This window comes from Microbacterium sp. P5_E9 (genome assembly GCF_054049175.1).
Window position 1 is genome coordinate 21,600 of record NZ_JBFUMV010000010.1, and the last position, 12,588, is coordinate 34,187.

Genomic DNA, 12,588 nt, shown 5'->3' on the forward strand with positions numbered 1-12,588 from the left:
CCGAAGAGCTACGCCTTTCGCGAGTCCGACAGGGTGAAGCGCCCGCCGTTGCGCCTTCGCGTGCGTGGCGGCGCCGTGCTCTCTCGGATCACGAATTCGGGTTCGACGAGCTCTGAGGAGAATGGCTCGTTGGGATTCTCGAGGTCGTGGAGGAGAAAGCGGACCGCGCGGACTCCCATCAGGTCGTAGGGGAACTTGATGGTCGTGAGCGCGGGGACCGCGTATCGTGCGAGCCGGTTGTCGTCGGCACCCATGACGGAGATGTCCTCAGGAACACGGACGCCCGATTCCTGCAAGGCGCGAAGCACGCCGAATGCCATCTCGTCGCCCGCGACGAAGACCGCGGTCGCCTCGGGGATCTTGGCGAGCAGCAGACCGTTCTCGTAACCCGACTCAGGGCTCCAATCCCCTTGCAGGAGGTCGGGAACAGGTCTCCCGGCATCCGTCAACGTCGCCCGCCACTCGTCCGCGAACTGTGGTGCGCCCTCGCCGGCGACGTACCAGACGGTCTCATGTCCGAGGTTCAGCAAGTAATCGACCGCCCGACGCGTGGCCGGCGCGCCGGAAGCGATGGCGATGGCGTCGGTCCACCGCTGCCGAGGACCGCCCAGAGCGATCGTCGGCACCTCGGAGAGGAGCTGCTCCATCTCGTCGTCGATGTCGGCAAGCGTGAGTGCGAGCACGATGCCGGCGACGTTCTGCTCGAGCAGGCGCGTCATGGCGCGCGCGATGTCGGAGGTGTCCAGGGATGCCGTGACGCTCATGGTGACGGTGTACCCGGCGGCCTCGGCCTCCGCGATGATGCCTGTGGCGACATCGAAGCGGAACGAGCCTTCACCGAGGGTGACCACCCCGATCGATCTGCTGTTGCCGGACGCGAGCGCCGAGGCGACGCGGTTGCGGCGATAGCCGAGCTCGGCGACGGCCGCGAGCACCTTCTCTCGGGCGACCGTCGAAACGTGGGGGTATCCGCTCAGGGTGCGCGAGACGGTCTGCGGCGAAACCCCCGCCAAGCGGGCGACGTCGATCATGTCGGGGCCGGTCGAGCGCGAGGCTCGTGCCGTCGAGCCGTTTGTTCCTGCCATCGTCCTAGCCTCCTGCCCCTGCCGAGCCGAGGACTTCGAGTTCGTCCGTGGCGAGCTCGTCTCGCCGCATGCGGAAGTCAAGCACAGCAGGCACGGGCTCTGCACGCGCGACTCGCGCCCGCAATTCGGGCGACACGGAGATGCCGGCCGATCGGGCGTGCTCGGCGGTGCGGAGGTCCCACCAGAGCGCATGCAGGCTGGATTCACCTTCGCGGAGGTCGGCGACCTCGATGCCGCCATCGATGATGCGGCGGCATCCTTCGAGGTCTCCAACGGCGATCCGGGCAGTCGCCTCGAGAAGTCGCACTCTTCCCCCGACCCGAGCCTCAGCAGGCAGGCTCTCGATGGCACGGCACGCGCGCACCCCCTGTCCTGCGAGCAGGTAGGTCCTGATCGCCTCGATCGCGAGCGGAACACTGTGCGGAGAGAGCTGCAGCGCGTCGTCGTACCATTCGCAGGCCTGGTCGAGGTCGCCGAGGTGCCGGCTCAGGGCCGCGAGATTGCGAACGGAGAGGACGTTCGGTGTGATCGCGATGGACTGCAGCCATTCGGCGCGCGCGCCTTCGAAATCCTCGCGATGGGCCAGAGCGTTGCCGCGCAGCGCTGCCTCGACCCAGCCGCCGCGACCACGGAGCTCCGCCTCCCACTCGGGGTGCACCTGCAGCGACCGTGGGAAGGCGGCCGGGTCGTCGTGGGGAAAGCGCCCCGCCTCGATGAGCTCTATCCAGTCGCGCTGTTCGGCAGTGAGCGTCACCGCCTCGAACGGGGCCTCCGGTCGCGACAGGCGATCCCGCCCGCGCACGAGACGGCGCTGGTCCTCGAGGGCGCCCCAACCCGATCCGCGATGCAGCACCTCGGAGATGGGTGCACGCGCCACGATCGCGGCAGCAGTCCGTTCGGCTTCCAGCTCGCTCGGCGATGCGAGCGCGTGCACGGCCGTTCGCGCGGCAGCGCGTGCAGCCGACCATTCGCCGTGGGCGGCCTCGGCCGGAACATCGACCCGGCCATAGGCCTCCACCCACGAGATCTCTCCCCCGGCGGGAAGCCGGACGTGCTCGAACTGGGTGCGAGCGAGGCCCGCCTGAATCTCGATATAGGCACGCTCCGGACCGCTCAGCCACTCCTGCCAGCGCTCACCGCCCACGCTCGTGCCCCACAGGAACAGCTTCCGGCCGCGCAGCTGCGGGCTGGAGATCTGCGCGAGCCCCGTTCCCCCTGCGTCGACGGCGGTGATCCACGGGTTCGCTTCGGCATCAGTATCGAAGAAGTAGTCCGCTGCGTCGTCCACGCGGCCGGGGTAGGTCACGTCGATGCCGAGAGCCTCATCCACCACGGGCACACGGCGCAGCGAATTGGCGTAGCCGTAGTTCCATGCCTGCTCGGCGCACGAGATGACGCGGGTGTGCTCCGTCTGCTCGACCGCGATGTTCGACCACCAGTAGGTGGGAACGTCGTGGTCGTTGGGGTTCGTCAACCTCACGTGGATGAACAGCGCCCCCGAACCGGCAGGAAGGTGAGCGTCGACCTGATAGACGACGTTTCGGATGCGGTCGAACTCGTAGAGACGGAGCACGGGCGTTCCGTCGGGGTGCTCGACGCGCGCTGCGTGGATCGGTGAGAACGTGCCCGGGGCATGGCCGATCGTGCCGACGTTCCACTCCACTCCGCCGGCGAACCAGGCGTTGCGCAGCCCCAGGTTCGCCGGCTGGAGGATGCCGTTGCGGAACAGCAGTTCGCGGCCGCTCGGCTTGTGGACGAGCGACCACAGTCGTCCACCCGCGCCGAGGAGGAAGGTGGCGCGGAGCAGCCCGTTCTCCAGCACCGCGACCGGATGCTCCTGGATCACGCGGTCGCGTGCGTAGTCGTCCTGCAGCAGGTACGGCGCGATCGATGGGACGCGACCGTACGCGGCATTCGTGCGGATCTCGTCGGACGCTTCCGACATGTCGACCTCGAAGTCGCGGTTTCCGGTGCCGAACAGCGGCGGCAGCGGATTGTCGGGCCCCAGGGGGGCGGTCGGCAACGAGAGTCGATCGACGAACAGTTCAGTCATGAGAGTTGTTTCTTTCAACAGAGGATCATCCGAGGCAGAGGGTGGTGAGCGGCTATTTCCCGGCGCCCACCGTCATTCCTTCGACGATCCGACGACCCATGACCATGAAGGCGACCAGGACCGGAAGGGTGACGAGCACGATGCCGGCGAACAAGCCGCCCCAATTGGACGTGTACTGCATCGTGCCGTAGAGGCCCATCAGGGAGACCGGCAGTGTCTGCTTGTCGGTCTCGGTGATGAAGATGAGCGCGACGAGGGTCTCGTTCCATACGCCGAGCCCGGCGAGGATCGCTGCGGTGATGATGCCCGGGCGCGCCAGGGGCAGCATGATCGTGAAGAACGTCCGGAACGGTCCGGCACCGTCCAGCGCAGCAGCCTCCTCGACCTCGCTGGGCAGCGAGCGGAAGAAGCCCGTCAGCAGGAAGACCGTGAAGGGCAGTCCCGTGGCGACATAGATCAGGTACACGCTGATCCGCTCATCCCACCAGCCGAAGAGCGAATACATCGTGCTGCTGATGGTCTGCATCATCACGAAGATCGGCAGGATCACGGCCTGGAACGGGATGCCCATGCCGACCACGAAGAAGCTGGTCAGGGGGCTGGCTGCCCGGTGCCTGGTGCGGCTGAGCGCCTGTGCGGCCAGCGCGGACAGCAGCACGATCGTGACTGTTGCGGCCGCGCACAGGGCGACGGTGTTGAGGAAGCCGGTGCTGAGGTTGCCCACTCCGAGCGCCTCGACATAGTTGTCGAAGTTGAAGTTCCGGGGCAGTTCGAACGGCTTCGTGAAGATCTCGGAGCCGTCCCGGAACGACTGCAGGATCAGCCACAGGAACAGCAGCACGTTGAACGCGGCGACCGCCCAGATCAGGGGGGCGACCATCGGTCCGAACCAGCCGCCTCGACGGGCGCGCACCACACGGCGAGCGCTGCGAGCGGGCGCCGGAGCCGCCACCTGCGGAATGGTCATCGGCATGGTCAGGAGATCAGAACTCGAGTGCGTCACGGCGCATCATCCTTCTCACAGCGACCACCAGCACGGCGATCAGCACCAGCATGAACACGCCCATCGCGGATCCGTAGCCCATTTCATAGGCCGGAGACGGTCCACCGGTGGTGGCCGCATATTGCGCGATCGCGAGTGTCGCGACATCCGCGGGCGGATAACCGGCCATGCCCACGAACGCGAACACGAAGTCGAAGATCCGGATCGCGCCGATCAGCCACAGCACGACGGCCACGGTGACGATGTCCCAGGTCAGCGGCAGCGTCACGTACCGGAACCTCTGGAATGCGTTCGCGCCATTGAGCTCGGCGTCCTCGTAGAAGTACGGCGGGATCCGGTCGATGCCCGACATCAGGAGGACCACGTAGAAGCCGACGCTGATCCACACGATGCCGATCATGATGGTGTGGAACTCGTTGTCCGGTCCCAGCCAGTCGATCGCGAACGCTCCGAGCCCGACTCCCCGGAGAATCGAGTTCAATGCGCCCTTCGGTGCCAGCAGCAGCCCGAACCCGATACCCATCACGATCGGCGAGATGATGTAGGGGAGKAACAGAAGAGTGCGAACGGTGACCTTGGCGCGCATGTCGCGGACCACGATCGCGAAGGCGAAAGCGATCACGAACACGAAGAAGCCGCAGACGAACGCGATCGCCATGGTGTTCCAGAACGCAGCGTGGAAGTACGAATCGCGGGTCAGCCGGAGGTAGTTGGCGATGCCGATGAACTCCATGTCCGTCCCCGCTCCCGCCCAGCGCGTGAAGCCGGCCCAGATGCCGACCAGCGCAGGGGCGATGAAGAAGAAGATGTACACAGCGAGGGCGGGGAGCACGAACACCCAGAAGGTGCGCCGTCGCTGGCCCTCGAGCGAGGCGGCGCCCTTGCGGGCCGGGCGGGAAGCCGCCCGACCCGCAAGGGTGATGGTTGCCGACATTGTCAGCCCTGCGCTGCGAGCGTGTCGATCGTGCGCTGCTTGAGTGCGGCGACGAACTCCTCGGGGCTCGCGAACTTCTTGTTGAACAGGTCGGCGACAGTCGGGTAGAGCACCTTTCCCGACCAGTCGGCGTTGACCGCGCTGCCGTCGAGGCCTGGGACGAGCTGATCGGCGTCGGCCGAGGCCTGCACCTGCGCGGCGAAGTCGGTCAGATCCTTGGGCACAGTGACGTCGCTGCGGGGGGCGAGGCTGGACGAGTCGGTCGCGAAGGACTGGAGGACATCCTTCTTCAGGAAGTAGCGGATGAACTCCTTGGCCGCGTCGGCGTTCTTCGCCTTCGCCGGGATTGCGAAGCCGAAGTCGTCGACCCAGGTGACGTCATTGCCCTTGCCGCCTTCGACGGTCGGATACGGCACGGAGCGGTACTCGATGGTGGCGTCGACGTCGATGTCCGACTGCTTGAGGGCGGCACCGGTCTCGGCCGGCGCCCAGGCGCCCATCGTGAGGAATGCCGCACCGTTCGAGCCGTCGGCCCATCCGGTCTGCTGCGCCGGCCAGGTCGTGCCGGCGAAGTCGTCGGGCAGGTATCCGCCCTGGAGCAGCGGGAAGAGGTCCTCCGCCGCGGCCAGGATGGCCGGGTCTTCGGCCGCCTCACCCGTCTTGTCTGCTGCGATCGCGTCGAGCACCTTGGCGCCGCCGTGACGGACAGCGGAGTACGCGAACCAATACATCTCGTAGTACGACTGGTCACCGTCGACCGTGAACGCGGGCCGGCCTTCGGCCTTCAGCTTGTCGGCGAGGGCCGCGAAGTCGTCCCACGTGAGGGGGGCGTCGATGTCGTCGGTGAGGCCGTTGTACCAGGTCGTGACGCCGGTGACCGAGTAGGGGACGAGCATCGGCTCGCCGTCCTTGTTCACGTACAGGTTCGCCAGGCTCTCGGGGATCAGGTCGCCGATCTTCTCCGACTCTCCGATCGGAGTGGTCTTGTACACGTCGGCGAGCCCGAGCACACCGTCGCTCTCGAGGAACGAGCCCCAGATGCCACTGCCGGCCTGATCGAAGAGGTCCGGCGGGTTGCCGGCTGCCTGACGGGGCGTGACCTGCTTGATGACCTCGCGGCCGGTCCACTCGACATCGACCTTGATGCCGGTCTCCTTGGTGAAGTCCTTGATCGAGGCGGCGAGCACCTTCTGCTGCGGCTCGCCTTCCTTCCACATCGACCAGTAGGTGAAGGACGTGGGCGTCGATCCTGCGCTCGCCTGTCCTGCGCAGCCGGTCAGCGCGCCACTGGCCGCCACCGCTGCGACGGCGGCGAGCGCCACCGTGCGAACGATCCTGCTCTTTTTGATCATCCTTGATCTCCCTGTTGCTCTGTGATTGAGGGGGTGCCTCCGGCGAGTCTTCGTCGGGTCGGCGGCTAACGTAACACGATTGCTAGCGCTATCAAACACTTTTTTGTTTGCGCTGCCAATTTTTTTGTTAGCGCTAGCAATGCGACGGCGGAACTGCTTACTATCTCCCCAGAACCCCCCACCCCCCTCTGACCCTGAATGACGAAGGAAGTACCACCACATGTCCGAGAGCTACGACCGTTCGGCCTGGTTCCGCGAAGCGCGGTTCGGCATGTTCCTCCATTGGGGGCCCTATTCCGTCGCCGGCCGGGAGGAGTGGCTCCGGTCCATCTACCGCCTCTCGATCGAGGAGTACCAGCCATACGTCGACGGGTTCGTGCCCGACGCGTTCGATGCGGAAGCGTGGGCGGATGTCGCGGAGCGCGCCGGGATGAAATACGCGGTCCTCACCTCGAAGCACCACGACGGGTTCTGCCTCTTCGACAGCGCGCACACCACGTACTCGACGATGCACAACGGACTCGGCCGCGACGTGGTCCGTGAGTTCGTCGAGGCGTTCCGGCGCCGTGGGATCAAGGTCGGGCTCTATTACTCGCTGCTCGACTGGCATCACCCTGATTACCCGGCGTGGGGCGACCGTCAGCACCCCCATCGGGACGACGAGACGTACCGCGACCGCACCCACGACTTCGCGAACTACGTCGACTACCTGCACGCGCAGGTCCGCGAGTTGTGCACGAACTACGGCGAACTCGACCTGCTGTGGTTCGACTTCTCCTACGACGACTTCACCGGGGAGCGGTGGCGAGCGAGCGAACTGGTGGAGATGGTCCGCGCGCTGCAGCCCGGCATCCTCATCAACAACCGCCTCGAGGCGAGCGGCGGAAGCCTCGGCTCGCTGGTCACTGCCCACCCGACACCCTGGGCAGGCGACTTCGTCACCGCCGAGCAGCTCGTCCCGCCTGGCGGCATCCGCGATGTTCACGGTGATGCGGTGCCGTGGGAGTCGTGCCTGACGGTGAACAACCACTGGGGCTACTTCATCGGCGACGACGCATACAAGTCGAGCCGGATGCTGGTGCGCAACCTGGTCACGACGGTCAGTCGTGGCGGCAACATGCTGCTCAACGTCGGCCCGCAGCCGGACGGCCGCATCGGCGAGAACGAGACGCGGATCCTCGGTGAGATCGGGGCCTGGCTCGAGCGGAACGGGGACAGCATCTACGGGGCGGGAGCAGCCGAGCTGCCGAAGCCGGACTGGGGCTGCTACACCCGCCGCGGCCGTGATGTCTTCGCGCACGTCTTCGAACCGCCGATCGGTCCGCTCGCCCTGACCGGCATCGATGCGGACGAGATCGCAGAACTTCGCATCGACGGCGAGGTCGTCCATCCGGCGGATGGCTGGCTCACCGAGGCATACCCCGACACCGTGTTCGTCTGCTTCGGCGACGACGACACATCGTTCACCTATCCCGTGCCCGACGAGTCCGACACGGTGGTCGCCGTGCGCCTCGCCGCCACGATCGCTGCTCAGGCGTCCGCGTGACGAGCTGGGTGCTGCATACCGCGAACACGACCTACGCAGTGAGTCTGGCGCTCGACGGCACAGCCCTGGTGCTCGACTACTTCGGACCGCGCACGGATCGCGTCCCGCACTGGGAGCGACCCGACGTGCCGCCGATCATGTCGACCTTCGCCGACTATGCACCCGTCGAGTACGCAGCCCTGGGGCTGCGCCACGTCCACGCGAGCGAGTTGATCGTCGAGCACCCGGACGGCTCACGCGGGTCGCACTTCAGCTACTCGAACCACGTCTTCGACCAGGACGAGAGCGCGACTCACCTGGCGGTCTCTTTCACGGACCCTCGGGGGCTGGAGATGGTGCAGCACGTCAGCACCGTCCCGAGCTCCGACGTGGTCGAGCGGTGGGTGGTCCTTCGTGACGTCCGGCGCGATGGGGAACCCATCCGACTGGCTCGTGCCTTCTCAGGGGCGGTATCGCTTCAGGCACCATCGGGCGTGCGATTGGACTACCTCGCCGGAGGCTACGCGCGCGAGGTGCAGCCGCAATCGGTGGAGCTGCGAATGGGCACCTTCCGGATGGGGAGCAGGCAGGGCCTCACCGGGCACACGTTCGCTCCGATGGTCGCCGCCACACCGCTGGATGCGACGGGGGGGACGGATGCCGGGGCTGGGACGATCGGCATCTCGCTCTCGTGGAGCGGTTCGTGGGTGATGAGCGCCGAGGCTCACCCGAACGGCCTCGTGCGGATCTCGGCCGGTCTCGACGACGAGGGAACGACGCTTCTCATGACCCCCGGTCGAGAAGTCGAGACTCCGCACCTGCTTGCCGCGCACGTCATCGGCGGTCTTCCGGAGCTGACCCGGGTGTGGCATCGCCACCAGCGCAGCGCGATCTCGCGCACGACCTCGCCCGAGCACCGGCCCATCGTCTACAACTCGTGGGAGGCCACCGAGTTCGATGTGACCGAAGAAGGCCAGCTCGCCCTTGCCCGCACCGCGGCCGACCTGGGTGTAGAAGTCTTCGTGGTGGACGACGGATGGTTCGTCGGACGCAACGACGGCGACTCCGCACTCGGCGATTGGACCCCCGATCCACTGGCATTCCCGAACGGGTTCGGCTCCTTCGCCGACAAGGTCATCAGTCACGGCGTCCGCTTCGGACTCTGGGTCGAGCCCGAGGCAGTGAGCCCGAACAGCGACTTGTATCGAGAGCACCCGGATTGGGTGTACCAGAATCACGGCATCCCGGAGATCCTCATCCGGGATCAGCTCGTGCTCGATCTCGGAAATCCCGACGCCTACGCGTGGGCCGAAGCGATGCTGCGTCGCCTCCTCAGCGACTACCCCATCAGCTTTCTCAAGTGGGACATGAATCGGCCGATCACGAGCCCCGGCCGCCGCGGCGACCTGAATGGATTCGAGTGGTCGTTTGCGCACACGTCCGGCTACTACCGGCTGCTGCAGATGATCCGCGACGAGTTCCCCCACGTCACGGTCGAGGGCTGCTCCGGTGGGGGCGGCCGCATCGACAATGCCGTCCTCGCTCTCGTCGACGTGGTGTGGGCGAGCGACGCGACCGGCCCCCGCGACCGTCTCCTCGTCCAGGACGGCTTCCTGACGGCCTATCCCGCTCACGTCATGTCGTCCTGGGTCACCGATACCCCAGGAGTCCTGGATCGGGCACCTGCTTCACTCGAATTCAGGTTCGTCGTCGCGATGGCGGGGGCGCTGGGCATCGGCGCCGACATCGGTGCGTGGACGGAAGCCGAGCGTGCGACAGCGCGTTCGATGGTCGAGCTGTACAAGGAGGTCCGGCCTGTCATCCACGGGGGCGAGCTCTACCGGCACTCGAATCCGACTGCGCGCGGCTACGCGCTCGAGTTCGCGGGCGGCGGCGCACACGGCGGCCGGATCGTCGTGCTCGCGTACGACAGCACGCGCGAGCGTTTCGGGGCTGAGCCGGTGGCCTTGTTGAGCATCACACCGCCGCTGCGGATCCGCATCGACTCTGCGGTGATGGGTAAGACGTACCAGCTACGCTCGGACGGATCGCTGCACAGCGGCGCGGCACTCCGAACCTCCGGGATCGAGATCCCCTGGGCGCTCGCCGCCGATGCCGACGTTCTCGTCCTCGACCCGGTCGCCTGACCCACCACCCGTCCGGACGCAGGAGATGAATGCCGTGAACGAACCCAGTGCCACCAGGGTGAAAGAGATCCTGATGCTGCACCACAGCCATCTCGATGTGGGCTACACCCATTCGCAGCCGATCCTGTGGGAGCTGCAGAACGAATACATCGGTGAGGCGATCGCGTGGCTCGAGCGGACAGCCGACCTGCCCGACGGCGTGCGCCCGAAGTGGACGTGCGAGGCGACCGAGCCGGTGCGACGCTGGCTGCTCCGCGCATCGGAGTCGGAGCGCGGCCGGTTCCGGGCGTTGGTCGCCGAGGGACGGATCGGGCTGGCCGCGCTGCGGTGGCATGTCGGGGCTGCGATCGATCGTGCGGGGCTGGAGAGGCTGGTCGCGGGCAAGCGTGAGATCGAGGAGCTGACGGGCGCGTCCATCTCCGTGGCGTGCCAGCACGACGTGAACGGCGTGCCGTGGGCGATGGCGGATGTGCTGCTGGACGCCGACGTCGACCTCTTCGTGATGGCCGTCAACACGCACCTGGGTCAAGCGGTGCAGCCGCGGCCCGGGATCTTCTTGTGGGAGGCGCCGTCGGGGCGGACCATCCGGGTCTTCAACGGACACCACTACACGATGTTCGACCAGCTCCTGCTCTCGTGGCATGATTCCGTCGACCGGATGGCGGAGGGGTGGAGCAGCCTCTCGACCTGGCTCGACGGCATCGGCTACGGACTCGATTTCGTGTACCTCACGAGCACCGCTGCACCCGTCATGTGGGACAACGCACCGCCGAATCCGTACATGCCGGACCTGCTCGCCCGATGGAACGCGGCGGGCCACGGTCCGTCGGTACGCTACGCGACCTTCGACGACCTGCGGCAGCGCGTGCTCGAGGTGCCGGAGGAGACCCTCCCCCGCCTGCGCGGGGACTGGACCGACTACTGGAGCTTCGGCTACGGCAGCACGCCGATCGCGACGGCTCTCAATCAGCGGGCGAAGCGCCTTGTGGCCTCGGCGGAGACCCTGACAGCCGGCATCCCTCATCCGACAGCTGCTCAGGCGCTGGAGAAGCTCGACCTGTTCGATGAGCACACCYGGGGGTATTACGACACGACCCCCGAGCATCCGCAGGCGCAGACCGGCGACCTCCTGAAGCAGGCGTACCCGCACGAGGCGCACGAACTCGCGTCCTTCGCCGTGATGGACGGGCTCGAACGGCTCGCGGAGAACCCGGTCGCCGACAAGGGCGTCAAGGGCGTCCTCCTCTGCAATCCGACGCCGAACACCGTGACGGTCCACCCACGGCTGCCCGCTGCCTGGTTCCGCACCGACACTCCCGAGACCGCACGCACCGCTCGGAGCAGTCGGATGCTGTACCCCGGCCGGTCCTGGGGTGCCGAGTTCCCCGGCGATGTGGCCCGGGCCTTCGGCCCGATCGAGCTTCCGCCGCAGTCATGGCGCAGCATCCCGCTCGAAGAACTGCCCGCCCCGCGCGACCGTGCCGCCGTCGTGCACGCGATCGAGACGTCGAGGCAGGAGCGTCGCGAGCTGAACGTGGCATCGACGGATGTCGCGGTCACCCGCGTCGGACGCATCGAGTCGCCCTTCCACACCCTGAGCTACGACCCCGGCAACGGCCGGATCCTCTCGTTGACCGACCGACGCCAAGGACGCGAGCTGCTCGCCCCCCGCGACGGGATGGACTTCTTCTCGTTTGTCCGCGAGCGGCCCGACGCCCTCGACGACGGCACCCGGCAGGCGTACTACCGGCGCAACCTCGACAGCGAGAAGTACGACATCTCGTGCTGGCGGGAGTGGTCGCCTATTCGAGAGCAGGCGACGCGAGTCTTGGATTGCTCCGTCGACGAACGCCCCGACGGGATCACCCTTGTGCGCACGCTGGCCGCGCCGGGAATCACCCACCTGGTCGTCTCGATCTCGCTGTTCGCGGATGATCCGATCATCCGGGTGGATGTCGAACTCGAACTCGAACGCGAGGCGGACCCGCAGGGCATCTACTTCGCCATCCCGCTGGCCATGAGTGGAGGGTGGGGCGCAGCGTTCGACAGCGCCGACGAGATCGTGCGGCTCGACCTCGACCAGCTCCCCGGCGCCTCCCGCGGGTGGGTGACGGTCGAGTCGATGGCCACCATGTGGGATGAGGAAACGGCCATCGCACTCTTCGCGCCCGACGCGCCGCTGGTGCAATTCGGCGACTTCCACTTCGGCCCGCCGATCGAGTCGGTGCCGCGGCCCCAGGATCCTCTCCTGCTCGCCTGGCCCGTCAACAACTACTGGGACACCAACTTCGCCCGGACCCAACCCGGCCGCATGCGTCTGCGATACGGCTTCATGTCGACCCAGACGTCAGCGCGCGACGAGCTGCCACATCACGCGGCGACATTCCGGCAACCACCTCTCGTATGGCCGATCACCACGGCGGGACGTGGTGCCGGGGGTGGCCTGCTGCCGGGGGCCACCCTGGACGACGGCTGATCGCATCGATCTC

General features: G+C 67.0%; 8 protein-coding genes. 3 read left to right on the forward strand and 5 right to left on the reverse strand.

The genetic code is table 11. From position 1 onward, the window contains the following. Positions 1-8: 8 nt before the first annotated feature. From ACXJ3V_RS13090 to ACXJ3V_RS13110, 5 genes are read right to left on the reverse strand one after another with little or no spacing between them, the layout of a single operon-like run. Entirely contained in the window at positions 9-1,085 is a 1,077-nt protein-coding gene (locus tag ACXJ3V_RS13090; protein ID WP_457100751.1) for a LacI family DNA-binding transcriptional regulator, read from the reverse strand. Positions 1,086-1,089: 4 nt separating this feature from the next. Then, on the reverse strand, positions 1,090-3,138 hold the full coding sequence (locus ACXJ3V_RS13095; RefSeq protein WP_457100752.1) for a DUF5107 domain-containing protein: 2,049 nt from the start codon (positions 3,136-3,138) through the stop codon (positions 1,090-1,092). Positions 3,139-3,190: 52 nt separating this feature from the next. Continuing rightward, positions 3,191-4,141 (reverse strand): carbohydrate ABC transporter permease, encoded by a 951-nt coding sequence (locus ACXJ3V_RS13100; RefSeq protein ID WP_457100753.1) that lies wholly within the window; start codon positions 4,139-4,141, stop codon positions 3,191-3,193. Further along, positions 4,122-5,075 carry a carbohydrate ABC transporter permease gene (locus ACXJ3V_RS13105; RefSeq protein WP_457100754.1) on the reverse strand — a complete coding sequence of 318 codons (954 nt, stop codon included), beginning with the start codon at positions 5,073-5,075 and terminating at the stop codon, positions 4,122-4,124. Before ACXJ3V_RS13105 ends, ACXJ3V_RS13100 begins: the two co-directional genes overlap by 20 nt. A 2-nt stretch (positions 5,076-5,077) precedes the next feature. Then, positions 5,078-6,427: an ABC transporter substrate-binding protein gene (locus ACXJ3V_RS13110; RefSeq protein ID WP_457100755.1), complete on the reverse strand. Its 1,350-nt coding sequence runs from the start codon at positions 6,425-6,427 to the stop codon at positions 5,078-5,080. Positions 6,428-6,647: 220 nt separating this feature from the next. Between ACXJ3V_RS13110 and ACXJ3V_RS13115 the strand changes: the two genes are divergently transcribed. Genes ACXJ3V_RS13115 through ACXJ3V_RS13125 form a run of 3 tightly spaced genes read left to right on the forward strand, consistent with a single transcriptional unit; the run spans position 6,648 to position 12,575 of the window. After that, positions 6,648-7,973: an alpha-L-fucosidase gene (locus tag ACXJ3V_RS13115; RefSeq protein ID WP_457100756.1), complete on the forward strand. Its 1,326-nt coding sequence runs from the start codon at positions 6,648-6,650 to the stop codon at positions 7,971-7,973. Continuing rightward, positions 7,970-10,099, forward strand: a complete 2,130-nt coding sequence (locus tag ACXJ3V_RS13120) for an alpha-galactosidase (RefSeq protein WP_457100757.1) — start codon at positions 7,970-7,972, stop codon at positions 10,097-10,099. The genes ACXJ3V_RS13115 and ACXJ3V_RS13120 overlap by 4 nt, the downstream gene beginning before the upstream one ends. 34 nt (positions 10,100-10,133) lie before the next feature. Next, positions 10,134-12,575 carry a glycoside hydrolase family 38 N-terminal domain-containing protein gene (locus ACXJ3V_RS13125; RefSeq protein ID WP_457100758.1) on the forward strand — a complete coding sequence of 814 codons (2,442 nt, stop codon included), beginning with the start codon at positions 10,134-10,136 and terminating at the stop codon, positions 12,573-12,575. Positions 12,576-12,588: the final 13 nt, after the last annotated feature.

What these genes read in the sequence shown, in the direction of transcription:
- ACXJ3V_RS13090 (WP_457100751.1), bottom strand. Translation starts at nt 1,085, where the DNA reads ATGGCAGGAACAAACGGCTCGACGGCACGAGCCTCGCGCTCGACCGGC.
- ACXJ3V_RS13095 (WP_457100752.1), bottom strand. Translation starts at nt 3,138, where the DNA reads ATGACTGAACTGTTCGTCGATCGACTCTCGTTGCCGACCGCCCCCCTG.
- ACXJ3V_RS13110 (WP_457100755.1), bottom strand. Translation starts at nt 6,427, where the DNA reads ATGATCAAAAAGAGCAGGATCGTTCGCACGGTGGCGCTCGCCGCCGTC.
- ACXJ3V_RS13115 (WP_457100756.1), top strand. Translation starts at nt 6,648, where the DNA reads ATGTCCGAGAGCTACGACCGTTCGGCCTGGTTCCGCGAAGCGCGGTTC.